General features: G+C 68.2%; 23 protein-coding genes. 11 read left to right on the plus strand and 12 right to left on the minus strand.

Annotated features, from left to right (window positions below; translation table 11 throughout):
* The first annotated feature begins 18 nt into the window (after window positions 1-18).
* The gene (locus CLV01_RS00105; RefSeq protein ID WP_099735027.1) at window positions 19-1233 is read left to right on the plus strand and encodes a mechanosensitive ion channel family protein; all 1215 of its coding nucleotides are present in this window, start codon (window positions 19-21) and stop codon (window positions 1231-1233) included.
* A 27-nt stretch (window positions 1234-1260) separates the two neighbouring features.
* Here the strand turns inward: CLV01_RS00105 and CLV01_RS00110 are convergent, their stop codons facing one another.
* The 4 genes from CLV01_RS00110 to CLV01_RS00125 all read right to left on the minus strand — a co-directional run bounded on the left by CLV01_RS00110 (window position 1261) and on the right by CLV01_RS00125 (window position 4073).
* Window positions 1261-1740 (minus strand): ExbD/TolR family protein, encoded by a 480-nt coding sequence (locus tag CLV01_RS00110; protein WP_012207802.1) that lies wholly within the window; start codon window positions 1738-1740, stop codon window positions 1261-1263.
* Window positions 1741-1764: 24 nt separating this feature from the next.
* Window positions 1765-2499 (minus strand): MotA/TolQ/ExbB proton channel family protein, encoded by a 735-nt coding sequence (locus CLV01_RS00115; protein WP_099732640.1) that lies wholly within the window; start codon window positions 2497-2499, stop codon window positions 1765-1767.
* A gap of 64 nt (window positions 2500-2563) precedes the next feature.
* Window positions 2564-3400 (minus strand): 4-hydroxy-tetrahydrodipicolinate reductase, encoded by an 837-nt coding sequence (dapB, locus tag CLV01_RS00120; RefSeq protein ID WP_099735026.1) that lies wholly within the window; start codon window positions 3398-3400, stop codon window positions 2564-2566.
* A gap of 124 nt (window positions 3401-3524) precedes the next feature.
* Entirely contained in the window at window positions 3525-4073 is a 549-nt protein-coding gene (locus CLV01_RS00125; protein ID WP_099732639.1) for an outer membrane protein assembly factor BamE, read from the minus strand.
* A gap of 156 nt (window positions 4074-4229) precedes the next feature.
* On the opposite strand from CLV01_RS00125, the gene fur reads away from it, so the two are divergent.
* The 3 genes from fur (at window position 4230) to CLV01_RS00140 (ending at window position 7606) form a co-directional block, all read left to right on the plus strand.
* A complete protein-coding gene (gene fur, locus CLV01_RS00130) occupies window positions 4230-4655 on the plus strand; it encodes a ferric iron uptake transcriptional regulator (RefSeq protein ID WP_013804774.1) in 426 nt (141 codons plus the stop codon).
* Window positions 4656-4796: 141 nt separating this feature from the next.
* The gene (locus CLV01_RS00135; protein ID WP_099732638.1) at window positions 4797-6374 is read left to right on the plus strand and encodes a DUF1800 domain-containing protein; all 1578 of its coding nucleotides are present in this window, start codon (window positions 4797-4799) and stop codon (window positions 6372-6374) included.
* 17 nt (window positions 6375-6391) lie between these two features.
* Window positions 6392-7606, plus strand: coding sequence for a DUF1501 domain-containing protein (locus CLV01_RS00140; RefSeq protein ID WP_099732637.1), 1215 nt, complete (start codon window positions 6392-6394; stop codon window positions 7604-7606).
* Window positions 7607-7614: 8 nt separating this feature from the next.
* On the opposite strand, the gene sigJ is transcribed toward CLV01_RS00140, so the two are convergent.
* The 5 genes from sigJ to CLV01_RS00165 form a co-directional block, all read right to left on the minus strand.
* Window positions 7615-8556: an RNA polymerase sigma factor SigJ gene (gene sigJ, locus CLV01_RS00145; RefSeq protein ID WP_099732636.1), complete on the minus strand. Its 942-nt coding sequence runs from the start codon at window positions 8554-8556 to the stop codon at window positions 7615-7617.
* Between the two features lie 70 nt (window positions 8557-8626).
* Window positions 8627-9127: an NUDIX hydrolase gene (locus tag CLV01_RS00150; protein ID WP_012207810.1), complete on the minus strand. Its 501-nt coding sequence runs from the start codon at window positions 9125-9127 to the stop codon at window positions 8627-8629.
* A 79-nt stretch (window positions 9128-9206) separates the two neighbouring features.
* Complete coding sequence (locus CLV01_RS00155; protein WP_099732635.1) at window positions 9207-9731, minus strand: GNAT family N-acetyltransferase; 525 nt, start codon at window positions 9729-9731, stop codon at window positions 9207-9209.
* Window positions 9732-9825: 94 nt separating this feature from the next.
* Window positions 9826-10827: an HD-GYP domain-containing protein gene (locus CLV01_RS00160; RefSeq protein WP_012207812.1), complete on the minus strand. Its 1002-nt coding sequence runs from the start codon at window positions 10825-10827 to the stop codon at window positions 9826-9828.
* The gene (locus tag CLV01_RS00165; RefSeq protein ID WP_099732634.1) at window positions 10824-14594 is read right to left on the minus strand and encodes a PAS domain S-box protein; all 3771 of its coding nucleotides are present in this window, start codon (window positions 14592-14594) and stop codon (window positions 10824-10826) included. The genes CLV01_RS00160 and CLV01_RS00165 overlap by 4 nt, the downstream gene beginning before the upstream one ends.
* 149 nt (window positions 14595-14743) lie before the next feature.
* Between CLV01_RS00165 and CLV01_RS00170 the strand changes: the two genes are divergently transcribed.
* Window positions 14744-15001, plus strand: coding sequence for a DUF2061 domain-containing protein (locus CLV01_RS00170; protein WP_043783055.1), 258 nt, complete (start codon window positions 14744-14746; stop codon window positions 14999-15001).
* A 427-nt stretch (window positions 15002-15428) separates the two neighbouring features.
* Here CLV01_RS00170 and CLV01_RS00175 read toward each other — a convergent pair whose 3' ends face one another.
* Window positions 15429-16397, minus strand: coding sequence for a LysR family transcriptional regulator (locus CLV01_RS00175; RefSeq protein ID WP_088166382.1), 969 nt, complete (start codon window positions 16395-16397; stop codon window positions 15429-15431).
* Window positions 16398-16642: 245 nt separating this feature from the next.
* On the opposite strand from CLV01_RS00175, the gene CLV01_RS00180 reads away from it, so the two are divergent.
* Window positions 16643-18001 (plus strand): aspartate aminotransferase family protein, encoded by a 1359-nt coding sequence (locus CLV01_RS00180; protein WP_099732633.1) that lies wholly within the window; start codon window positions 16643-16645, stop codon window positions 17999-18001.
* An 80-nt stretch (window positions 18002-18081) separates the two neighbouring features.
* Here CLV01_RS00180 and CLV01_RS00185 read toward each other — a convergent pair whose 3' ends face one another.
* Complete coding sequence (locus CLV01_RS00185; protein ID WP_013804784.1) at window positions 18082-19098, minus strand: Bug family tripartite tricarboxylate transporter substrate binding protein; 1017 nt, start codon at window positions 19096-19098, stop codon at window positions 18082-18084.
* Window positions 19099-19211: 113 nt separating this feature from the next.
* A complete protein-coding gene (locus CLV01_RS00190; protein ID WP_063328573.1) occupies window positions 19212-20228 on the minus strand; it encodes a FadR/GntR family transcriptional regulator in 1017 nt (338 codons plus the stop codon).
* Between the two features lie 244 nt (window positions 20229-20472).
* On the opposite strand from CLV01_RS00190, the gene CLV01_RS00195 reads away from it, so the two are divergent.
* The 5 genes from CLV01_RS00195 (at window position 20473) to CLV01_RS00215 (ending at window position 25219) form a co-directional block, all read left to right on the plus strand.
* Window positions 20473-21678 (plus strand): ABC transporter substrate-binding protein, encoded by a 1206-nt coding sequence (locus CLV01_RS00195; protein WP_099732632.1) that lies wholly within the window; start codon window positions 20473-20475, stop codon window positions 21676-21678.
* 199 nt (window positions 21679-21877) lie between these two features.
* Window positions 21878-22738, plus strand: coding sequence for a branched-chain amino acid ABC transporter permease (locus CLV01_RS00200; protein ID WP_012207821.1), 861 nt, complete (start codon window positions 21878-21880; stop codon window positions 22736-22738).
* Between the two features lie 5 nt (window positions 22739-22743).
* Window positions 22744-23736: a branched-chain amino acid ABC transporter permease gene (locus CLV01_RS00205; protein ID WP_170962116.1), complete on the plus strand. Its 993-nt coding sequence runs from the start codon at window positions 22744-22746 to the stop codon at window positions 23734-23736.
* The gene (locus tag CLV01_RS00210) at window positions 23733-24512 is read left to right on the plus strand and encodes an ABC transporter ATP-binding protein (RefSeq protein WP_012207823.1); all 780 of its coding nucleotides are present in this window, start codon (window positions 23733-23735) and stop codon (window positions 24510-24512) included. The genes CLV01_RS00205 and CLV01_RS00210 overlap by 4 nt, the downstream gene beginning before the upstream one ends.
* Window positions 24509-25219, plus strand: coding sequence for an ABC transporter ATP-binding protein (locus CLV01_RS00215; RefSeq protein ID WP_013804788.1), 711 nt, complete (start codon window positions 24509-24511; stop codon window positions 25217-25219). The genes CLV01_RS00210 and CLV01_RS00215 overlap by 4 nt, the downstream gene beginning before the upstream one ends.
* Window positions 25220-25228: the final 9 nt, after the last annotated feature.

Here is a 25228-nt window from a genome sequence, read left to right on the forward strand (position 1 = left end):
TCCGGCTGGGATCCCGTCATGCAGGCCCTGGCCGCGCTGTGTGCGCTGGTGCTGCTGGCCCGCTCGGCGGGGTTTGTCGTGCAATGGCTGCTGCTGCGCGTGCTTCCGCGCATGCGCAGCACGCTGGTGGAGATGGAATGGGCGCAGGTGCTGCTGCACGACAGCGTGCTGCAGCGGCTGGCCAAGGCCGTGCCTTCGCTGCTCATGCAGTCGGGCGTGCAGGCCATACCGCAGCTGCAGCCGCAGTGGGCCACGCTGATCCTGAACCTGGCCATCGCCTGCACCATCTACCACGTGGCCCGCGTGATCAGCGCCCTGCTCAACGCCATGAACGAGGCGCACGAGCTCAAGGAAGAGCGCAAGGCCACGCAGGCCCACTCGATCAAGAGCTATGTGCAGCTGGGCAAGCTGCTGGTGTTCCTGATCGCCATCGTGCTCATCGTCGCCACCCTGGTGGACCGCTCGCCGCTGTTGCTGCTGTCGGGCCTGGGCGCGGCCTCGGCCGTGCTGATGCTGATCTTCAAGGACACCATCATGTCCTTCGTGGCCGGCGTGCAGCTGGGCTCCAACGACATGCTGCGCGTGGGCGACTGGATAGAGATGCCCCAGGTCGGCGCCGATGGCTTCGTGATCGACATCGCGCTGCACACGGTGAAGGTGCAGAACTGGGACAAGACCATCACCACCATTCCCACCTGGCGGCTGATGAGCGACAGCTACAAGAACTGGCGCGGCATGTTCGAGTCGGGCGGGCGCCGCATCCGCCGCTCGCTGCACATAGACGCCCACACCATCCGCCTGCTGACGCCCGAGCAGCGGCAGAAACTGGCGCTGCTGGAGCCCCTGAAGGACCATTGGACCCGCAGCGGCGACCTGCGCATGGCCGACGCGCCTGCAGGCAGCGAGATGGCCGCGCAGCAACTCAGCAATCTGGCCGTTTTCAAGGCCTATGCATACGCCTACCTGCTGCGCCATCCGCACATCCACAAGACGCCGAACATGTTTTTGCTGGTGCGCACCATGGAGCCTTCGCCCATGGGCGTGCCGCTGGAGCTGTTTTGCTACACCAGCACCACGGTCTGGGTGGAGTACGAGGCCATACAGGGCGCGATCTTCGACCACCTGATCGGCATGCTGCCGCTGTTCGGGCTAAGCCTGTACCAGCGTTCCTCGGACCATGGCCAGCATCTGCGGCTGGCGGGCAGCGAGCGCTGGCCCGAAGGACAGGAATAGGTTCGCGGACGCAGGCCCGGCGGCGCTTCAGCGCCCGGCGCCGGAAGGGCCCAGGACGGCGGCGGACCGGCCCTCCTGGCTTCGCGCAGGCTCTGCCACGAAGCCCATGCGCGTCAGGCCCGCCGCGTGGGCCCAGCCCATGAGCTCGGCCACGCGGCCATAGGGCACGGCCTGGTCGGCACGCAATTGCAGCTCGGCCTGGGGATTGCGGGCGCCAAGCCGGGCCAGACGCTCGCGCAGTGCCTCGGGCGTGGTGGGCTGGCCCTGCACCCAGAGCGCGCCCTGCGCATCGACCTCCAGCAGCAGCGCATCGTCCTCGCCCGCTGCCGCCATGGGCTGGGTGCCCTGGGCCTGGGGCAATTGCACGCGCAGGGAGGCAGCCAGCATGGGTGCCGCAAGAATGAAGATGACCACCAGCACCAGCATCACGTCCACCAGCGGGGTGACATTGATGGCGTGCATGGGCTGGGGGGCGCTCTCCTTGCCGCTCAGTCGTCCGAAGGCCATGTGCGCTCCTGCCTGGCCGCCCGGTCAGGGCGCTTCCATGGGGCCGGCCGGCAGGCCGGCGACGGGCATGCCGTCATCCGGCTGCGCCTGCCCGGGCTGCTCCAGGCCGAACATGGCCTGCAGGTCATGGGCAAAGCCTTCGAGCAGGGCTTCCATCTGGGCGGCGGCGCGGCCCAGCAGGTTATAGGCCAGCACGGCTGGCAGGGCCACGGCCAGGCCGGCTGCCGTCATCACCAGGGCCTCGCCCACAGGGCCGGCCAGTTGCTCGATGCCGATCTGTCCGCTGCCGGCCAATGTGGCCAGCGCGTGGTGAATGCCCCAGACGGTGCCCAGCAGGCCGACGAAGGGCGCCGTGGCGCCCACGGTGGCCAACAGGGTCTGGCCCCATTGAAGCTGGTGGCTGGCCGACTGCAGCGCTTGGCGCAGGCCGCGCGTGAGGCGCACGGAGCGCGCTGCGCGCCCCGAGAGCGCCATGCCGCTGCCGCCCGTGGGCGCGAGGGCCTGGGACACGGCCCCGGCCATGGGCACCACCAGTTGCTGGCGATCGCCCTCGGCCATGCGAGCCTGGCCCGTGGCCAGGTCCGGCGCACTCCAGAAGGCCGCAATGGCCTGTGGAACGCGGCGGCGGCTGGCGGCCATGAACCAGATCTTCCAGACGATGACCACCCAGCTGGCCACCGACAGCGCTAGCAGCAGCAGCGCCGTGCCGCGCGCCACGGTGTCGCCTTGCTGCCACCAGAGCCAGAGTGGGCCGGTCATGGTCTTTATCTCGCCCGTATGGCCAAAGAGAGGTACGCGGCGCTACGGCCCAGGGTCTGTGCCATCACAGACCCAAGACATCGTTCATGTCGTACTGACCCGTTGCCTTGCCTGCCAGGAAGCGTGCCGCCCGCAGGCTGCCCTGCGCATAGCCGGCACGGCTGCTGGACTTGTGCGAGATCTCGATGCGCTCGCCCGTGCCCGCGAACAGCACCGTGTGGTCGCCGATGATGTCGCCGCCGCGCACGGTGGCAAAGCCGATGGTGTTGTCCTCGCGCGCGCCGGTGTGGCCGAAGCGCTCGTAGACGGCGCGGTCGGCCAGCTTCGTGCCCTGAGCTTCGGCGATGACCTCGCCCATCTTGAGGGCCGTGCCCGAGGGGGCATCGACCTTGTGGCGGTGGTGGGCCTCGACGACTTCGATGTCATAGCCGCTGGACAGCGCCTTGGCCGCCATCTCCAGCAGCTTGAAGGTGACGTTCACGCCCACGCTCATGTTGGGCGACAGCACCACGGCCGTGCGCTGGGCGTACTCGGCGATGCGGGCCTTTTGCTCGTCGCTGAAGCCCGTGGTGCCGATGACCAGCTTGACGCCCAACTCGGCGCAGATGGCCAGGTGGTCCATCGTGCCTTCGGGGCGCGTGAAGTCGATCAGGCAATCGGCCTTGGACAGCGCGGCACGCACATCGCTTTCGATGGCGATGCCGCTGGGCTGGCCCAGGAAGGCCGAGGGGTCGGTGCCCAGCGAAGGGCTGTCGGCGCGGTCCAGCGCGGCGGCCAGCGCAAGGTCATCGCTTTGCGCGATGGCCTCGATCAGCATGCGGCCCATGCGGCCGGAGGCGCCGGCCACGGCCACACGCAGGCGCTGGTTGTTGCTGGAGGAAGTGGCAGTCGTGGCGTTCATGTCGGGAAAGGGATGCACAAGCTCAATGCATGGACAGCAGGCAAAAGCGGCGCCAGACAGGCGCTGCAGCGGCCTTCATCCACGGAAAAACGCCCGCATGCCTTGCGGCGCGCGGGCGGCGATATCAACGGGCGCCGGATTCCAGTGGCGGGTAGCTGGCCGCTGTGGGCGGCGGCTCGGCGGCCACGGGCTCTTCCACAGGCTTGGCAGCCGGGAACTTGGACAGCTGCTCCTCGCTGGCTTCCAGCTGCGGAATCTTGCCCAGCTTCTTCTTGGAGCCCAGGCTGGCGACGAATTCGGCCTCGGTGGGCATCTCGTCGCCTTCGGAGCGGGCAAACAGGTCGCCGTTGAAGAAGACGGTCAGCTTGCGCACCTGCGAATCGACGCCGGGGCGCTTGATGGTGAACACATATTCCCAGCGGTCGGCGTGGAATACGCTGGTGACCAGCGGCGTGCCGAGAATGTCGCGCACCTGCTGGCGGCTCATGCCGGGCTGCAGGGCCTCGACCTGTTCACGAGAGACGAAGTTGCCTTGGACGACCTCGACCTTGTAGGGAGTGACGACATTGGCGACTCGGTGCGCGGCGCCATCGAGGCTGCTGCAGCCTGCCAGCGCCACCCCGATCAACAGCATCAGGGCCGCACTCGTGCGGCAACGGGCTTGAACATGCATTGGTATCAGCATAGGGATATGATCGTGGATCATTGTAGCGGCTGGTCCCTAGGGCTTGCGATCATGCGACGCCCCTGGCACCAGGGCCATTTTGTTCGCCGCCCCGCGCCTGCCATGGTGGCAGTCCAGCGGGCAGTCTCTGCCAAAGACCCAGACATGAAGAACATCGACGAACTCAAGAGTACCGGCCTGAAGGCCACGCTTCCCCGCCTGAAGATCCTGGAGATCTTCCAGACGGGTGCGCAACGCCACATGACGGCCGAAGACGTGTTCCGCGTGCTGCTGGACGAACGCTCGGACATCGGCCTGGCCACGGTCTACCGCGTGCTCACGCAGTTCGAGCAGGCCGGCATCCTCATCCGCAGCAATTTCGAGAGCGGCAAGGCCGTCTACGAACTCAATGAAGGCCAGCACCACGACCACTTCGTGTGCACCAGCTGCGGCAAGGTCGAGGAGTTCTACGATCCCGATATCGAAAAGCGCCAGAACCTGATCGCCAAGGCCAAGGGCTGGGTGATCCAGGACCATTCGATGGCCCTGTACGGACAGTGCGCGGAATGCGCGAGCCGGCCCAGCAAATAAGGCCGGGTCCCTCAAAAAAAGCGGAGTGCTTCACACTCCGCTTTTTTTGCCTTTTACTTTTTGCTACCGGCGCTTTACAGGGCGAAGCACATGGGCGGAGGATGCTGGCATCAAATGGATGCCCCTACCCACCGAGACACCATGCGCCGCACATCGCCGTTCGCCATCGCTCTCACGTTCTGCGCCATCACCCTGGCCACGGGCTGCGCGCCCCTGCAGGCGCCGCCCTCCTCCGCAACGCCTGCACTCCATACCCTGCCCGATGCGCCCCTCACCGCCGCGCAGCGCCAGCAATGGCTGGACCGCGTGACCTGGGGCGCCACCGACAGCGAGGATGCACAGCTGCAGCGCCTGGGCCTGAAGGCCTGGCTGGCCCGGCAGTTGCAGCCCGGCCCCCGGCCGCTGCCGCCGCAGGCACAGCAGCGGATTGACCAGTTGGGCATCAGCCAGCGCCCCATGAACGAGGTGCTGCTGGAACTGGAGACCCAGCGCAAGGCCGTGCAGGAGGCGGCATCGGCCGATGAAAAGGCCACGCTGCAGCAGACCTACCAGCGCACGCTGAACCAGTTGGGCAACGATGCCCAGAAGCGCTTCGTGATCCGCGCGCTGTACTCGCCGGCGCAGCTGCAGGAGCAGATGACCTGGTTCTGGATGAACCATTTCAGCGTCAGCCTGCGCAAGGCCGATATCCGCGCCTGGGTGGGCGACTACGAGGAGCAGGCCATACGCCCGCATGCGCTGGGCAGCTTTCGCAGCCTGCTGGAGGCCTCGCTGCGCCACCCGGCCATGCTGCGCTACCTGGACAACGCCAGCAATGCGGCAGGCCGCATCAACGAGAACTACGCGCGCGAACTGCTGGAGCTGCACACCATGGGCGTGGGCAGCGGCTACACCCAGGCCGATGTGCAGGAGATGGCGCGCATCCTGACCGGCGTGGGCATCAGCCTGCAGCCGGCCGGCACGCCGCCGCCGCGCATGCGCCCCGAGCGCCAGGGCGACTACCTGCGCTCGGGCTTTTTCGAGTTCAACCCCAACCGGCACGACTACGGCCCCAAGACCTTCCTGGGCCAGCCCCTGCACGCACGCGGCATGGCCGAGGTCCAGGAGGCGCTGGACCGCATCGTCGCCTCGCCGGCCACGGCGCAGTTCATCGCGCGCAAGCTGGCGGTGTTCTTCATTGCCGACGATCCGCCGCCCGCCCTGGTGCAGCGCACGGCCCAGGCCTTCACGCGCAGCCGGGGCGATATCGCGGCCACCGTGGCCACGCTGCTGGCCGATCCCGAGGCCGCCCGCTTCGGCCGCAAGTTCCGCGATCCGCTGCACTACGTGCTGGCCGCCACGCGGCTGTCGGTGGACCAGCGCGTGGCGGCCGACGTGGCGCCGGTGCTGGGCTGGGTCAACCGGCTGGGGCAGAACCTCTATGCGCACGAGACGCCGGACGGCTATCCGCAGATGCAGTCCGACTGGGCCAGCTCGGGCCAGATGGCGGCGCGCTTCGAGGTGGCGCGCCAGATCGCCACGCGCAGCGCCGTGCTGTTCCGCGCCGACCCCGCAGACGCGCTGGAGAAGCCGCCCTACCCCACGCTGTCGGAATTGGCCAGCGTGCGCCAGCGCCTGCCGCAGTGGAGCCAGGCCACGCAGGCGGCACTGGCCCAGGCCCGCAATCCGGCGGACTGGAATACCTACTTCCTGTCCGCCCCCGAAATGATGTTCCGCTGACCCCCGGGAGACTGTCCATGCAGCGACGCCACTTTCTGTCCCTGGCCTCCACCCTGCCCTTTGCCGCCCACCTGGGCCGGCTGCAGGCCGCCACGCCCCAGCCAGCCACGCCGCGCCTGCTGCTGGTATTCCTGCGTGGCGCCTATGACAGCAGCAATCTGCTCGTGCCCACGCACAGCGACTTCTACTACGAGGCCCGCCCCAGCATCGCCATTGCCCGGCCCGGTGAGGCCCGGGGAGCCCTGGCGCTGGACGACCGCTGGGGCCTGCACCCGGTGCTGCAGGACAGCATCCACCCGCTGTTCCAGGCAGGCCAGGCCTGCTTTGTGCCCTTTGCGGGCACGCACGACCTGTCGCGCAGCCATTTCGAGACGCAGGACTCCATCGAGCTGGGCCAGGGCCTGGACGGGCGCCGCAGCTACCAGTCGGGCTTTCTGAACCGGCTGGCCCAGGTGCTGGGGCAGGATGGCCGCACGGCGGTATCGCCCATGGCCTTCACGCCCCAGCTTCCGCTGCTGCTGCGCGGCAGCCTGCCGGCCGCCAACATGGCGCTGGCATCCGTGGGCAAGGGCGGCCTGGACGATCGCCGCAGCCAGGCCATTGCCGCCATGTACGCGGGCACTGCCCTGGGCCCGGCCGTGCAGGAGGGCTTTGCGGTGCGTGATGCCGTGCAGCGCAGCGTGCAGGAGGAAATGGACCAGGCCGGGCGCAATGCCATCAGCGCACGCGGCTTTGCCCTGGTGGCGCAGCGCATGGCGGCCCTGATGCGCGATCGCTTCGACCTGGGCTTCGTCGATGTGGGCGGCTGGGACACGCACGTGGCCCAGGGCGGCGCCACGGGCGCGCTGGCCGGGCGGCTGGACGAGCTGGGCCGGGGCCTGGCCGGCTTTGCCCAGGAGATCGGCCCCGAGGCCTGGCGGCATACGGTGGTGGTGGTGATCAGCGAGTTCGGCCGCACCTTCCGCGAGAACGGCAACAAGGGCACGGACCACGGCCACGGCACGACCTACTGGCTGCTGGGCGGCGGGCTGTCCTCGCGCGCGGGCGGTCGCATCGTGGGCGAGCAGGTCGAGGTCAACCAGAAAAACCTGTTCCAGAACCGCGACCATCCCGTGCTCAACGAGTACCGCGCCGTGCTGGGCGGCCTGTTCCAGCGCATGTATGGATTGAGCCCGGCCCAGCTGCAGCGCGTGTTCGAGGGCGTCACGCCCCGCGATCTTCAGTTCATCTGACCCTCTGACTACGCTGCAGGGCCTGCCGGGAACGGCAGTGGCGCCGGCACGGCCACGCCGGCCAGCTTGTCGGGGTTGCGCAGCGTGTAGATGCAGCGGATCAGGCCGTCCTCGACCAGCAGCGTCTGCACGGACTCCAGCTCGCCGTCGATGCAGCGCAGCAGGCCCGGCAGGCCGTTGACGCGCGCCAGATGCAGGCTCTGTTGCTGGCCGTTGCGCCGCATGCGGCGCGTGGTGGCGAAGTACAGCAGGGCCAGGCGCCGGCCCGTCTCCAGCACGCGGCCGAACGAGGGCACCTTGCCGCCGCCGTCGCTGATGAGCTCGGCATCGGGCGCGAACAGCGCCTGGATCTGCGCGAAGTTTCCACCCTGCACGGCCTGCGCAAAGCGCTGCAGCAGCGCGGCATGGGCCTCGGGCGGCGCCGCAAAGCGCGGGCGGCCGGCCTGTACATGGCTGCGGGCGCGGTGCACGAGCTGGCGGCAGGCGGCCTCGCTGCGGCCCAGGGCCTGGGCCACCTCGGCATAGTCGGCATCGAAGATCTCGCGCAGCAGGAAGGCCGCACGTTCGTCGGGGGTGAGCTGCTCCAGCACGAACATCAGGGCCGTGGACACGTCGTGGGCCCGCTCCAGCAGGTCTTCGGCCGAGGGCGCGGACTCCTCGGCCCAGGGCTGGACCAGGGGCTCGGGCAGCCAGAAGCCCTGGTAGTGCTCGCGCTCGGCGCGCAGGCGGCGCAGCCGGTCTATGGCCAGACGCGTGGTCACGGAGACCAGCCAGGCCTCGGGCTGCTCTATGCCGGCGCGCTCGGCGCCATGCCAGCGCAGCCAGGCTTCCTGGACCAGGTCTTCGGCATCGGCGCGCTGGCCCAGCATGCGGTAGGCCAGGCCGAACAGGCGCGGGCGGTGGCGCTCGAACAGCGCCAGGGGATCGTCAGGGGCGGAGGAGGTCTGCATGCCATCAAGACGCGGGAGCGTGGCGTTTTGTGACAGACAGGGCCGGCATGGTGCTCGGTGCCTTGGTGACTCAGTGGGGCTGCGGAGCCTGCATCACGCTGGGATCGGTATGGATCAGCTCCAGCGGATAGCGGCGGCCGGCCAGGTAGTCCTCGATGCTTTGCATCACCAGCGGGCTGCGGTGCTGGGCTGCGCAGGCCTTGAGTTCGTCCAGCGTCATCCAGACCGTGCGCAGGATGCCGTCGTCCAGCGGCTGGCCGGGCCGGAAGTCGCCCAGCTCGCCCGTGAATGCAAAGCGCAGATAAGTGATGTCCGAACCCGTGCGCGTGCGCACGAAGCGGTTCAGGTAAATGCCGACCAGGGCCGTGGGCACGAAGTCGTGCGCGGTTTCCTCGTCGACCTCGCGCACGCAGGCGGCGATGGGCGACTCGGCCGGGTCGAGATGGCCTGCGGGCGTGTTGTAGCGCACGCCATCGGCCGTGTCTTCTTCCACCAGCAGAAAACGGCCATCGCGCTCAATGATGGCCGCCACAGTGACATTGGGTTTCCAGCGATCGGGCATGGCGCGCATTATGACCAGAGGCGGCCGCCACGTCCCCGGCCAAAACCCCCTCAACACGCCCTGCCGGCCACCCACGCGACACCGCGCCCTACAGCGGCCGGACCATGTACAGCGCACCATCGCCATAGCTGTCCAGGCGCTGCTGCTGCAGCGGGTTCGCCAGCGCCTGCACGGCATAGCCATGGCGCTCCCAGTAGCCGCGTGAGCCCTGCACCGAGACCAGGGCCGTGTGGCGCAGGCCCTCGGCACGCGCCCTGTCCCACAGCGGCGCCAGCAGCGCGCGCGCCAGGCCCTGGCCTGCAGCGTCGGGGTGCACGGCCATGTCGTGCAGGTAGAGGGTGTCGGCCTGCTCCACGGCTTCGAAGTCACCGTGCAGCGGCGTGATCTTGGCCATGAGGCTGCGGTAGGCCGCGAGATAGGCGCGCACCCGGCCGCCCTGCTCCAGCGCCAGCGAGCAGTTCGCCGCGCTGGCCAGGCGCCGCGCAAAGACCTCGCCGCTCTCGGCATAGTCCGCGCCATAGCAGGCCAGCTGGATGTGCAGCAGATCGGACAGGTCGGCAGCAGTCAGTGCGCGGACATGGAAGCGGCCAGCGAGGGACGGGGGAGAAGACATGGACAGGTCATTTGAGCGCCGATGGCAGGCCCGCCAGGGTAAGCGATGGCCCATGCCCCAGCATGCCCTGCCGGAATCGGTGCTGCCGGTACGGTCAATCCTTCCAGCGCTCGCGTATGTCTTCCAGCTGCGGGCGCAGGCCGATGAACAGCGGCACCAGGCGCGGGTCGAAGTGGGCGCCGGCCTGCTGCTCTATGTGCTCCATGGCGTCGTCCACGGTCCAGGCGTGCTTGTAGGGGCGCTCCGTGGTGAGCGCGTCGAACACGTCGGCCACGGCCACGATGCGCGAGGCCAGCGGAATGTCCTCGCCCGCCAGGCCCTGCGGGTAGCCCGTGCCGTCCCATTTCTCGTGATGGGTCAGCGCAATGCTGTAGGCCATCTGCAGCACCTGGGAATCGTGCTCGCCGATGATCTCGGCGCCGATCTGCGGATGGCGGCGCATGACCGTCCATTCCTCGGCCGTCAGCGGGCCGTTCTTGAGCAGGATGGCGTCGGGGATGCCGATCTTGCCCACGTCGTGCATGGGCGCCGCGTTGAGCAGGTCGTCGGCCCACTCGTCGGTGCAGCCGGCCGCCAGCGCCAACGTCTTTGCGTAGTGGCTCATGCGGATCACGTGCATGCCGGTTTCGTTGTCGCGGTACTCGGCCGCGCGGCCCAGGCGCTGCACGATCTGCAGCCGCGTGCTGCGCAACTCGTCGAGCTTGACCAGCGACAGGTGGTTGCGCACCCGCGCGCGCACCACGGGCGCACGCACGGGCTTGACGATGTAGTCCACCGCGCCGGAGGCAAAGCCCAGCGCCTCGTCCTGCCCGTCCGACAGAGCCGTGATGAAGATCACCGGGATGCGGGCGGTGTCGGCCTGTGCCTTGAGCTGGCGGCACACGGCGTAGCCATCGAGCTCGGGCATCATGATGTCCAGCAGGATCAGGTCCGGCTGGTGCTGTGCCAGCTGCAGTGCCTTGCGCCCGTCCGTGGCGAACGAGAGCCGGTAGTCCTCGCCCAGGATCTGGCGCAGCACATGCAGGTTGGTCGGGTCGTCATCGACCAGCAGCAGGCGCGGGCGCTTGTCCGTTGCCAGTAGATTGGGCGCATTCATGCTCTGTCTCCATCGATCGAGGGCAGTTGCTGCTGCAGCTGCTGGGCGCATTCCTGCGCACGCTCGAAGTCGAAATTATCCAGTGCCTGCTGCAGTGGTTGCAGCTGTTCGGCCGTCAGTATGCGCACCAGGGCCTGCATGGCCTGCCCGTCCAGCTCCCCGCTTTGCAATGCGGCAACGATGCGCTCCAGCCAGGGCCGGGCATCGGCCGGCAGGCAGGACGCGCCGCCCTGCGGCCCGGCATCGGCCACGGGCGGCGCCGGTGCCGTGCCGCCGGGCAGCGCCTGGCCCGCGACCTCGGCCACCGGCATGGCGGCCGGATGGCGCTGGCGCAGCTCCTGCGTCACGGCATCCAGCGCCTGCTGCAACTGGTCGATGAGGGCAAGCAGCTGGGGTTGCGGGGCGCCATCCTGCGCATGGCCTTCCAGGCGCGATGCCAGGCGGTACACGGCCTGCAGCCCCAGGTTGCCTGCCGCGCCGCGCACGCGGTGCGCCAAGCCCACCAGGGCTTCGGTCCCCGGGCGCTGCAGGGCGCGGCGCAGGCGATCGGCCAGGTCAAGCTGCTCGTTCAGAAAGCGCCGAATGGCGGCCACCAGCGGATCGACCCGGCCCCACAGCGCAATGCCCGAGGCCCAGTCCACCGTGACATCGGGCAGCCCCGCCTGGGCGCTGGCGGGCGCGGGCGGCCTGGCCTCCTTGAGCGCCACCTGCAGCGACAGCAGCCGCGCGATCTCGGCCTGCAGCCGCGCCATGTCCAGCGGCTTGGAGGCAAAGCCGTCCATGCCGGCGGCGCTGGCGTCGCTGCGGTCCTTCTCCAGCACGCTGGCCGACAGCGCGACGATGGGCACGGGCCGGCGCTGCAGTTGCCGCTCCCAGACGCGGATGGCGCGCGCCGCCGCCAGGCCGTCCATGCCCGGCATCTGCAGGTCCATCAGCACCACGTCGAAGGGCGGCTCCTGCGCCTGCACGCAGCGCAGCGCCTCGGCGCCGTCATGCGCCAGCGCAATCTGGTGGTTCTGGCTGGAGAAGTTGATCTGCAGCAACTCCAGGTTCTCGGGCACATCGTCCACGGCCAGGATGTGCAGCGGCGGCAGGCCGCGGCTGGCCGCCCCGCGCTCGGACAGCGGGCTCTCGCCCACGGGCAGGGGCAGGCGCACCTCGAACACCGTGCCCACGCCCACCGTGCTGTGCAGCTGGATGCTGCCGCCCATGAGTTCGGCCAGCTGGCGCGAGATGGTCGTGCCCAGGCCCGTGCCGCCAAAGCGCCGCGTGGTCGAGGCGTCGGCCTGGGCGAAGGGGTCGAAGATGCGGTGGATCTTCTCGGGCGCGATGCCGATGCCCGTGTCATGCACATCGAGCTGCAGCACGCCCTGCTCGTAGCGCACGCGCAGCAGCACATGGCCACGCTCGGTGAACTTCACGGCATTGCCCAGCAGGTTCACCAGGATCTGCTGCACGCGCATGCCGTCGCCACGCAGGGCCGCCGGGGTGTGCGGGTCGTAGTCCAGGCGCAGGTCCAGGCCCTTGCGGTCGGCCGTGATGCGCAGCGACGCCAGGATCTGCTGGCACAGCTCGCGCACCGAGAAATCCTCGATCTCCAGCTCCACCGCACCCTTGTCGAGCTTGGCCGTGTCCAGGATGTCATTGAGCAGGCGCAGCATGGAGCGCGCCGCGTAGTGCACCGTGTCCAGGTAGCGCGCCTGCGTGGGCTGCAGGGCGGTTTCGCGCAGCGCCTCGGTGAAGCCGATGATGGCGTTCATGGGCGTGCGGATTTCGTGGCTCATGTTGGCCAGGAAGGTGCTGCGCGCGGCGGCGGCCGCCTCGGCATGCTCCTTGGCCAGCACCAGCTCCTGGGCCAGCTTGCGCTGGGCACTGATGTCGGTGAGCAGCTTGACGATCTTGTAGGGCCGGCCGTCGGCGTCGCGTATGGGGTTGTAGGTGGCCTGCACCCAGATGCGCCGCCCCTCGCGCCCGCAGCGCAGGAATTCGCCGGCCTGGAACTCGCCCTCGGCCAGCCGGCGCCAGAACTGCACATGCTCGGGCGTGTGGGCATAGCCGGGCTCGCAGAACATGCCGTGGTGGCGGCCCGCGACCTCGTCGAGCCGGTAGCCGAACAGGTCCAGGAAATTGCGGTTGGCGCGCAACACTTGGCCCAGCAGGTCGTACTCGATGGTGGCCAGCGACAGGTCGATGGCGCGCACCGTGCCCTCGAACTCGGCATTGCGCGCGCGCGCCGCCGTCTGGTCCATGATCACGCCGTCGATCCAGGTCAGCTCGTCGTGCTCGTTGAAGACGCCGCGCCCGGTCTCGGACACCCAGCGGGTGCTGCCGTCGCGGTGCAGCAGGCGGTAGTCGGCGTTGTAGGTCTGGCGCCGTGACAGCGAATGCGAGACCGCAGCCTCCAGCCGGTCGCGGTCCTCGGCATGGATGAGCCGGTCCCAGCCCGTGAGTCCGTCCGTGAAGTCCTGCTCAGTCCAGCCGGTCAGCTCCTTGATGGAGCGGCTGAGCAGCAGCGGCGTCCACTTGCCGTCGTACAGGCAGCGGAAGGTGGTGCCCGGCACGTTGTTGATCAGGGTGCGGTACTGCTCCTCGCTGCGGCGCAGCGACTGCAGCATCTGGCGGCGCTCGCGGATGTCGGTCACAAAGCCCACGAACAGCGGATCGCCCGCAATCGCCACCCGGCCCACGGCCAGGCGCACGGCGATCTGCGTGCCGTCCTTGTGCAGGGCATGGACATCGCGGCTGGAGCCGAGCAGGCCTGCAAAGCCCGCGGCCAGCTGCTTTTCCAGCGAGCCGCCCTCACCATCGCAGCCCGACGCAGGCATGAGCAGGCTGGCGCTGCGGCCCAGCACCTCCTGCGCCGTCCAGCCCAGCAGCCGCTCGGCCGCGCCATTGAACGAGACGATGCTGCCGCGCCCGTCGATCATCACGATGCCGTCCACCGCCGTATCCACCACGGCGCGCAGGCGCGACTCGCTGCGCTGGACCTGCCGGTAGATCTGGCGGTAGCGCAGCGTCATGTTGACCGCGAGCACCAGGCCGAAGATCAGCACCACCACGCCCACGATGGAGAACACCAGCAGCGCATGCGTGGGCGCCTGCTGCTGCGCCAGCGCATCGATACCGGGCTTGAGGCGCAGTGCGTACAGGCCCGCATAGTGCATGCAGGAAATGGCCAGGCCCATGACTATGCCGGCCACCAGCGTGGGCCACAGGCGGCCCGTGTTGCCCAGCCGAAAGCGCACCCACAGCGACAGCATGGCCATGGTGGCGGCCACGATCACCGACAGCAGCACGCCCCAGGGGTCGTAGAGCATCAGGCTCCAGGTCTGGGCCGCCGCCATGCCGATGTAGTGCATGGAGCCAATGCCCAGCCCCATGAGCACGCCGCCGCCGACCAGCGCCTGGGCGGACAGCCGGGGCCGCACCATCAGCGTCAGCGCCAGCCAGGACGCCAGCATGCTGGGCAGCATGGACAGCGCAGTGATCCAGGGGTCGTAATCGCCGAAGGTGCAGGGCACAAAGGCGAGCATGCCAATGAAGTGCATGGCCCAGATGCCGGCGCCCAGGCAGAAGGCGCCGGTCAGCACGCCGGTGCGGCGTATCCGGGGCGAGGCGGCATTGCGCGCCAGCCCCGCGATCTGCATGGCCATCATCGACGTGGCCACGGCCACCCCCACCGACAGCACCACCAGGCCCGGATGCAGCCACTGGAACCACTGCGGATGGGGCGCCCATCCGAGCACGAAGATGTCGTCCCAATTCATGGTGCCCCCCTGAATGGCACAGGGCCACGGCACCTGCCTGCCCGCCATCGATAGTCTTCATGTCTTTGATAATCATTTTCGATTGGCCGCAGCTATTTATCACACCTAGCATGGAGTCTCATCACGAGAAAAGCCCCGAGGAAAGCCCCATGACCCGCATCCGCCAGACCCTGCACCACCACCGCCACACGCTGATGAAAACCGCCAGCTACTACGTCATCCACGTCACGGTGGCGGCGGCCGTGGCCTATGCCGTGACCCGCAACCTCTGGGCCGCGCTGACGCTCAGCCTGCTGGAGCCCACCGTCCAGGCCGTGGCCTTCTTCTTCCATGAAAAGCTCTGGGAACGGGGCCTGCGCCGCCGTGCCGATGCCGCCGTCATGGCGCCGCCCACGGCTGCAGCCTGAGCCTGCCGGGAGCGCGGAGATGAACATGCCCATGCCCATGCCGGCACCCATGCAGCCCCTTGGCGCAGACTCATTCGGGAAATGGCTGGCCGAGACCCTGGCCAGGATGGTCGATGGCGGCACGGGCTGAAACCCGGCCCTGCCGTGGCGGCAAGAGAGGTGGACATGGCGGCGCATGGTGGCAAGAACCCGGAAAATGCGAAATCGTTGGTATCAAGGCGCTGCTCGTACGGCCCAGGGCCGACACGGAATCCATGCATGCATGTCGGCGCAATCGGGGCGGACTGAAGCCCTGGCCCCGGCCACAATGCCAAACATTGTCAAGCGCATACGCTGCAAAAACCTGAGCACAAGCTGTGCAAAAACCTGTGCACATCCTGATATCAAACCTGTGAATTTCCTCTTTCCAAGGCTGTGATGAACCCGTTCATCCATGGTGCACGGCCAACAGCGCGTCAATGAACACCCGGGCCGCACGCCCAGGGGCCACGGCATTGCGCCAGACCGCGAAGAAATCGCACAGATAGAAAAAGCGGTGCGGTGCCACGGCCTGCAGCAGGCCCTGGTCCTGCATGGCCTGTGCATAGTGATCGGGCAGAAAGCCCAGGTAGCGGCCCGATCGCACCAGCATGGCAATGGCCTCCTGGTCAAAACCCGTGGCCTGGCGCTGCAGGCCGGCCTGGTGGCTGAGCGCCATGTTGGGCGACTGGTAGCCCAGGCCTGCGAAGGCATGCGCACCCAGGCTGTCCCAGTCCAGCCCGCCATGGTCTGCGCCATGCAGCGGATGGCCGGGAGCGCAGTACAGCTGCATGCGCTCGCCAAACAGCCGGGCGCTGTCCAGCGCGCCCGAACTGGGTGCCGATGGCAGCACGCCCACCTGCCAGCGCCCCTCCATCAGCCCGCGCTCGATGGCCTGGATGGACGCCACATGCAGGCGCAGATGCAGCTGCGGCGCCTGGTCGTGCAAAACGCCGATCGCCTCGGGAATGCGCGACTGCGGATTGCCCACGGTCTTGTCGAACAGCGCCACGTCCAGCGTGCCGGCCAGCCGGCCATGGATGTCGTCCACCTGGCCCAGGAAGCCTTCCACGCCACCGAGCAGTTGCAAGGTGGCCTCATAGATGCGGTGGCCTTCGGGCGTGAGCGCGAAGCCCGCGCGCCCGCGCCGGCACAGCGTCAGGCCCAGGCGCTCCTCCAGGTCCTTCATATGGCGGCTCAGCGTGGAGCTGCCGATGTTCAGCTCCAGCTCGGCAGCCGACATGCCGCCGCACTCGACCACGGCCTTGAACACGCGCAGCAGGCGCAGGTCCATGTCGCCCAGCTGGCCCAGCGCGGCGCGCGCGCGCCCGTCCCGCGCCGGGCGGCCTGGGGTGCTGTCCATCGAAAAATCCGCCATCGCCCTTCGCCTCCCGGTGCCCGCCTGAACCGGCCACCACTACAGGGGAGCCACTATAGGCGAGCACCAGGGCGGCATCGGCCATGGATTCCCACAATGCGCGCTCTCCGGGCCCGGACCGGCAAGCCCCTGCTCACTTGCAGGAATCCGCAAGTGAACCTCGATATCACGCACTTCGAGAAATCAAAAGGCACGATCACAATGGGCCGGTTCCTTTATTTCTTTCCCGGCCCGAGGAGATCACCATGACCCTGGTTCCCACCGAACAAGGCGCTGCAGCCGCCACGCGCACCGATGCCGCCTGGCTTGACGCCCACTGGATGCCCTTCACCGGCAACCGCGAGTTCAAGGCGCGCCCGCGCATGATCACCAGCGCCCAGGGCGCCTACTACACCGATGCCGACGGCCGCAAGATCTTCGACGGCCTGTCGGGCCTGTGGTGCTCGGGCCTGGGCCATGGCCGCCGCGAGATCGCCGAAGCCATCGGCCGCGCGGCCCAGCAGCTGGACTATGCGCCGGCCTTCCAGTTCGGCCACCCGGCCTCGTTCGCGCTGGCCAACAAGATCAAGGAGCTGACGCCTGCAGGCCTGGACCATGTGTTCTTCACGGGCTCGGGCTCGGAGGCGGCCGACACGGCGCTGAAGATGGCGCGCGCCTACTGGCGCGCCAAGGGCCAGGGCGGCAAGACCCGGCTGATCGGGCGCGAGAAGGGCTACCACGGCGTGAACTTCGGCGGCATCTCGGTCGGCGGCATGGTGGGCAACCGCAAGACCTTCGGCCAGGGCGTGGAGGCCGACCACCTGCCGCACACGCAGCCAGCGCTGGGGTCCTTCCACAAAGGCATGCCCACCACCGATGGCCGCGCGCTGGCCGACCGGCTGCTGGACCTGATCGCACTGCATGACGCCAGCAACATCGCAGCCGTCATCGTCGAGCCCTTCTCGGGATCGGCCGGCGTGGTGATTCCCCCGGCCGGCTACCTGCGGCGCCTGCGCGAGATCTGCACGCAGAACAACATCCTGCTGATCTTCGACGAGGTCATCACGGGCTTCGGCCGCTGCGGCGCCATGACGGGGGCCGAGGCCTTCGGCGTCACGCCCGACATCATGAACATCGCCAAGCAGGTGACCAATGGCGCCCAGCCCCTGGGCGCCGTGGTGGCCAGCAAGGAGATCTACGACACCTTCATGGCAGCGGGCGGCCCCGAGTACATGCTGGAGTTCCCGCACGGCTACACCTACTCGGCCCACCCCATTGCCTGCGCAGCAGGCGTGGCCGCGCTGGACCTGCTGCAGCGCGAGGACGGCCCGGGCCGCGTACGCGCACTGGCCCCGTTCTTCGAGCAGGCCGTGCACAGCCTCAAGGGAGCAAAGCATGTGGCCGACATCCGCAACTTCGGCCTGGCTGCGGGCTTCACCATCGAGTCGCTGCCCGGCGAGCCGGCCCGCCGTCCCTACGAGATCGCCATGAAGTGCTGGGACAAGGGCTTTTACGTGCGCTACGGCGGCGACACCATCCAGATCGCGCCGCCCTTCATCAGCGAGAAGGCCGAGATCGAGCGGCTGGTCAGCGCCCTGGGCGATGCCCTGACGGAAACGAACTGAGTATCTCCGGCACATGAGAAAAGCCCCTGGGCCGTGAGGCCGCAGGGGCTTTTTTACATGGCAATGGCAAGGCTGCGAAATCAGTCCAGCGTGATGCCCGCGTTCTTGATCACATCGCGCCACTTGTCCACTTCCACGCGCAGGAACTGGGCCGAGGCATCGGGCTTGAGGCCCGAGGGCAGCACGCCCATGGCGTCCAGCTTTTCCTTGACCTCGGGCGCGGGCAGGGCCTTGGCGATCTCGGCGTAGAGCCTGTCGACGATGGGCTTGGGCGTGCCTGCGGGCACGGCCGCGAGGAACCAGGCATCGGCCGTGAAGTCCTTGAGGCCGGCCTCGGACATGGTGGGCACGTCGGGCATGGACTGCAGGCGTTCGTTGTGGGCCACGGCCAGGGCGCGCACCTTGCCGGCCTTGAGCTGCGCGGCAATCGTCACGGCCGTGAGAAAGCCGAAGTCGGTCTCACCGGCTGCCAGCGAGACCACCGAAGGCGCACTGCCCTTGTAGGGCACGTGGCCGATCTTGACCTTGGCCTGCATGGCATACAGCTCGGCGCCCAGATGGTTGGGGCCGCCCGTGCCCGACGAGGGGTAGTTGAGCTTGCCGGGCTGGGCCTGGGCCGCCGCCGTCAGCTCCTTGAGCGAGTGGAACGGGCTTTGCGCGCCCACGGTGAGCACCAGCGGGCTGCGTGCCACCAGGCTGATGGGCGCGAAGTCGCGCAGCGGGTCATAGGGCAGCTTGGTGTACAGGCCCTTGGCCATGGCCATGCAGCCCACATCACCCAGCACCACGGTGTAGCCGTCGGCCGGCGCCTTGGCCACCAGGTCGCAGCCAATGGTGCCGTTGGCGCCGGGCTTGTTGTCCACCACCACCGTGGTGTGCATGCTCTCGCCCATCTTTTGCGCCAGCAGGCGGCCCAGGATGTCGGTGGAGCCGCCAGGCGCAAAGGGCACGACCAGGCGAATGGTCTTGGACGGATAGCTGCCTGCGCCCTGGGCATGGGCGAGGGGCGCCGCCAGCGTGGCCGCCAGCGCCAGGCCGCCGGCCAGGGCGCGCCACAGGGCAGGGGTACGGGAAGATGCGAAAGGGGTTTGTCTCATGCTGTTGTCTCGTGAGGGGGTGGAATGCGTGAAGGCCGAGCGCGCGGCAGCATACCAGCAGCGGGCGGCGCGAAACGCGTGGCCTGGGCCGGCAATGACCGGCGCGGGACAGTTCAGGAGGCCGCGCGCTTGCGTGCGGCGGCGGGACGCGCCGACGGTGACTTGGCGGGCGCCTTCGGAGCCGCCTTTGCGGTGGTCTTCGCGACGGCTTTTGCGGCGGTCTTCGCGGCCGGCCTTGCCGTTGTTGTTGGCGCTGTTTTTGCTGCCGGTTTCGGTGCCTTTTTTGGTGCAGTCCTCGGCACTGCCATCGCAGGCTTTTCCACCGGCTGCACGGCGCGTTGCGGACGCGGGCTGCGCAGGCTGTCGGCATCCAGGATGAGCCGCCCCTGGATGCGGCCCTTCATGCGCTTGACGCTGCTGGCCGCATCCCGCATGTGCTGCTGCATCAGTGCATGCACCTTCACGGCATCGCGTTCGCGTGCGGCCTGCACGATGTCGCGGTGGATCCGGGCATTGGCCTCGCCAAAGCGCCGGTGCTCGGACTGGGGCGTGCGGTTGGCGAAGACGATGAGCTGGCGAATCATCTCGTTGATGAGCTCGCAGGTGAAGCGCAGGAAGGGGTTGGGATTGGCCGCTGCAAGGATGTCGTGGAAGTTCACGTCCTCGCGCCGCTGGCTCACCAGGTCCTCGCTGCTTTGCGTGGGGTCGCAGCAGGCGATGCTGTGCTCCAGCGCATCGAAATCCGCCTCGGTCAGATGCGGTACGGCGCCTGCCGCCAGCTCGGGCTCCAGCATCTGGCGCACCGTGTAGATGTCGTCGATGGTCACCTCCTGGAAGAACAGGTAGTTCTGCATGAACTGCAGCGTGCGGTCCAGCGGCACCTCGACGACCGTGCCACCGCCCGAAGGGCCGGTGGAGATGGTGATCAGCCCCTGCACTTCCAGCGATTTGAGGGCCTCGCGGATCGTGCCCTTGCTGACCTGGAACTGTGCCTGCAGCTCGCTTTCGCGCGGCAGGCGGTCGCCGGGGCTGAGGTTCTTTTCGGTGATCAGGCGCTTGATCTCCTGGGCCACGAGATCCGGGCGCTTGAGCTGCCGGATTGCCAGGGAGGGCGACTTGGGTGTATCCATTGTTGTGTTCTCCGGAAGGGCACCGGATCGTGTCCGCGCCCAGTCTGCATGCGGGTTTGGTGCAGTATGCACCGCCATGGCGCGTGGCCGTGCCCGCCTAGGGTTAGCACGCGCCCTATTTCTTCTATTTATCACTATAAATATGAATCAAGGAGCCTGCACGCACCCATTTCGACTGGCATGCAACTTGCTCTGAAAAGCGTACCCGGGCCGCCGCGCCTTCAGTCCCCATCACGGAGATCCCATGCAACGTCGTCACCTCCTGCAACTCTCGGCACTGGGCGCATTGCCCGCATCGCTGGGCCTGGGCCGCAGCGTCTGGGCGCAGTCCAAGGACAGCATCCAGTTCGCCTGCCCCGTGCCCATGTCGGGCGCCTTCGCGGCCAACGGCAAGTACGCGGATCTGGGCATGAAGCTGGCCATCGAGCAGTACGGCAAGGCGCTGGGCCGCCCGCTGGCCTACACCGTGCTGGACACCGAGGGCAAGCCCGCCACGGCCGTGCGCAAGCTGCAGGAGTCTTCGCAGCAGCAGGGCACGCGCTTTTTCGCAGGCGGCATCCTGTCGTCGGAGGCGCTGGCCATGGGCAAGGAGGCCGAGAAGACCGGCGGCATCTTCATCACCACCGCTGGCGCCGACGAGATCACGGGCAAGGACTGCAACAGCGCCACCTTCCGCTGGTCGGCACCCACCTTCGGCGCCATCGAGCAGACCGTGCGCCCCCTGGTCGAATCCCTGCCCAAGGCCAAGCGCTGGTACACCATCACGCCGCAGTACGTGTTCGGCGACGGCCTGCTGACGGCGGCCAAGAACATCTTCAAGGAAAAGGGCATCGAGCATGTGGGCAACAGCTACCACTCGCTGTCCGAAAAGGAGTTCAGCGGCTACCTGACCAACGCCGTGGCCGCCAAGCCCGACGTGCTGCTGCTGCTGAACTTCGGCGCCCAGTCCTCGGACACGCTGCGCCAGGCCATCAGCTTCGGCATGAACAAGAACATGACCATCCTGATCGCCTGGGCCTCGGGGCTGGAGCAGTTCGAATCGCTGGGCGCCGACCTGTGCGACGGCGTGTACTTCGGCGCCCAGTACTGGCACACGGTGGACACGCCGCTCAACCGCGACCTGGTGCAGCGCTGCAACGACAAGTTCAAGGCCAATCCCAACTACAGCCTGGCCGGCCACTACATCTGCACCAAGCTGATGATCGACGCCATCATCAAGGCCGGCACGGCCGACCCCAAGGCCGTGGTCGCCGCGCTGGAAGGCATGAAGTACCAGGGCCTGACGGGCGAGGAAGAGGTGCGCAAGGCAGACCACCAGGTGCTCAAGAGCTACTACCTGCTCAAGGGCAAGGCCAAGTCCAAGATGAAGAACAAGGACGACTACGTGGATGTGGTCAGCTCAGGCAAGTCCTTCCTGCCCATCGATCAGACCGGCTGCAAGCTGGTCTGAGATGAAAGGCACCCCCTGAGGCGCTGCGCGCCTTCCCCCTCTCCTTCGGGAGGGGGACGACACCCTCGCGGCGGGGCGGCCCTTGCTCGGTGTCCCTGAGTTGGGCCGTGCCAGTTCAAGGGCTCAGCCCTGTGTCGCACGGGGTTCAAACCATCGCGCATTCCGCGCCGCCTCCTTCGTCCATCGTTTCGGACCCTGTATGAGCATCTATCTGCTTCAGACCATCAACGGGATCGGCATAGGCATGCTGTATTTCCTGTTGGCCGTGGGCCTGTCCATCGTTTTCGGCCTGCTGCGTTTCGTGAATTTCGCGCACGGTGCCTTCTACCTGCTGGGCGCCTATTTCTGCTACCAGATGACGCGCTGGGGCATGAGCTTCTGGCTGTCCCTGGTCGTGGTGCCGCTGGCCGTGGGCGCGCTGGGCTGGCTGGTGGAAAAGCTCATGCTGCGCCATGTGTATGCCAAGGCGCATGAGTTCCACATCATCGTCACCGTGGGCCTGGCCCTGGTGGTGCAGGAGCTGGTGATCGTGCAATGGGGCCCGCTGGGCGACAGCGTGGCCGTGCCCGATCTGCTGCAGGGCGTGGTGATGTGGGGCAGCTTCGTCTATCCCAAGTACCGGCTGTTCGTGATCGGCTTCACCGCCGTGCTGGCCGTGCTGCTGTGGTGGCTGCTGGAGGGCACGCGGCTGGGCAGCGCGGTGCGCGCGGGCAGCGAATCGACCGAGATGGTGTCCCTGCTGGGCGTGAACGTGCTGCGCATCTTCAGCCTGGTGTTCGCGCTGGGCGCGGCCACGGCGGCGCTGGCCGGCGTGCTGGCTGCGCCCATACGCGGCGCCGAGCCCTTCATGGGCGTGGAGGCGCTGGGCGTGGCCTTCGTGATCGTGGTCGTGGGCGGGCTGGGCAGCTTCGGCGGCGCCCTGGTCGGCGGCCTGCTGATCGGCATCGTGCAAAGCGTGATGAGCACGCTGTGGCCCGAGGGCGCGCGCCTGATGATCTACGTGGCCATGGCCGCCGTGCTGCTGCTGCGACCCCATGGCCTGCTGGGCCGCAAAGGATGAAGACCATGACCAGGCATTCCCATCTCCTTCTCGCGCTGGCCATCGTGGTCGCCATGCCGCTGTGCATGCAGTCGGGCTCGCTGGCCAGCGAGGTGCTGATCTTCGGCCTCGCGGCCATGGGCTGCAATCTGCTGCTGGGCTACACGGGGCTGCTGTCCTTCGGGCAGGGCATCTTCTTCGGCCTGGGCAGCTACACCATCGCCCTGCTGCTGACGCGCTGGCCTCTGCCCATGCCGCTGGCCCTGCTGGCCGCCACGGCCATGGGGGCCGTGGGCGCGGCCATCGTCGGCTGGGTGGCCATACGACAGCGCGGCACCTACTTCGTGATGCTGACCCTGGCGTTTGCGCAGATGTTCTATTTTCTGGCCTACTCGGCCACGGACATCACCGGCGGCGACAACGGCCTGCTCGATGTGCCCCGCCCCGCCCTCGCGGTGGCCGGCCAGACGCTGTGGCCGCTGGCCACGCCCTGGCAGTACTACGGCTTTGTGGCCGTGCTCTTTCTGGTGGTGTTCTGGCTGCTGCGCCGCGTCTGCGACTCCATGTTCGGCCGCACCCTGCTGGCCGTGCGCGACAACGAGGAGCGCGCCGCCGCCGTGGGCTACGACCTGAGGCTGCTGAAGCTGCAGGCCTTCGTGATCTCGGGCGCGGTCACGGGCCTGGCCGGCGCGCTGCACGCCATGATGACGGGCATCGCCCCGCTGTCCAACGCCGAGTACCACACCAGCGAAATGATCCTGGTGATGACCGTGATCGGTGGCACGGGCAACCTGCTGGCCTCGGTGCTGGGCGCGGCCTTCTATGTGCTGCTGGGCGACTGGCTGTCCACCCTGTGGCCGCGCTGGCTGCTGCTGCTGGGCGTGGTGCTGATGATCGTGAGCCTGGGCCTGCAGCGCGGCCTGTGGGGCCTGGGCGAGAGCCTGTGGGCCCTGGTGCGCCGCAAAGGGCCGGCAGATGCCGAGGCGGCCGCTGCAGAAACCAAAGGAGGCCAGGCATGAGCGCCGCAGCATCTCCCATCCTGCTCGAGGCCGTGGGCGTCGAGAAACGCTATGACAAGTTCGTCGCCCTGGGCGGCGTGGACCTCAAGGTCCGCGCCCACACCGTGCACTCGGTGATCGGCCCCAACGGCGCGGGCAAGACAACGCTGTTCCACATGCTCACGGGCACCAAGAGCGTGAGCGGCGGGCGCATCGTCTTCGACGGCCACGACGTGACGCGCGAGCCCGACCACCGCCGCGTGCGCCGTGGCATGGCACGGTCCTTTCAGGTCACCAGCCTGTTCCTGACCCTGCCCGTGCGCGAGAACCTGCGCCTGGCCGCGCAGGGCGTGGCCCCCGCCAGGGCCCTTGACTGCTGGAACGCGCCCGTGGGTGCTCGCGCCCTGGCCGATACCGTGGCCAGCGTGCTGTCGCGCCTGGGCCTGGAGCGCCACGCGGACACGCCGGCCGGCAACCTCTCGCACGGCCAGCAGCGGCGGCTGGAGGTGGGCATGGCCCTGGCCGCACGGCCCAAGGCCATCTTCCTGGACGAGCCGACCTCGGGCATGGGCATCGACGACCTGGACGAGATGAAGCGCCTGATCCAGGGCCTCAGGGACGAGCACACCGTGGTGCTCATCGAGCACAACATGAACATCGTCATGGACATCTCCGACACCATCACCGTCATGCAGCAAGGCCGCGTGCTGGCCGAAGGACTGCCCCACGAGATCCGCGCCGACGAGCGCGTGCGCAGCGCCTATCTGGGCAACATGATCACGGGAGGAAAGGCATGAGCGGTCCCCTGCTTTCGGTCGAGGGCATACACGCCCACTACGGCAAGAGCCATGTGCTGCAGGGCGTGTCGCTGCAGGTGCAGGACGGCGAGCTGGTCACGCTGCTGGGCCGCAACGGCGCGGGCAAGACCACCACGCTCAAGTCCATCGCGGGGGTGATGCAGCCCTCGCAGGGGCAGATCCGCTTCGGCGGTGAACCCGTGCACCGGCTGGCCACGCACCAGGTGGCCCAGCGCGGCATCTGCCTGGTGCCAGAGCACCGCGGCATCTTCAAGCTGCTCACGGTGGAGGAGAACCTGCTGCTGGGCCAGCGCAAACGCTCGCCCTGGCAACTGGCCGACATCTACCGCATCTTCCCGCGCCTCAAGGAGCGGCGCGGCAACGGCGGCGGCCAGCTGTCGGGCGGCGAGCAGCAGATGCTGGCCATAGGCCGCGCCCTGATGAACGCGCCGCGCCTGCTCATGCTGGACGAGCCCGTCGAGGGCCTGGCGCCCGTGATCGTGGAGGAGATCGTGGCCCAGCTCAAGACCATCAAGGCCGCTGGCGTGGCGATCTTGCTGGTGGAGCAGAACCTGGAGGTCTGCACCCAGCTGGCCGACCGCCACTACATCATCGAACAGGGTGCGATTGCGCATGAGGCAGGCAATGCCGCTTTCCTGGCCGATGACGCCATCAAGGACCGGTATCTCGGTGTAGGGATCGCCTGATCCACCGCT

The organism is Delftia sp. 60 (assembly GCF_002754395.1).
Classification (GTDB): Bacteria; Pseudomonadota; Gammaproteobacteria; order Burkholderiales; family Burkholderiaceae_C; genus Comamonas; species Comamonas acidovorans.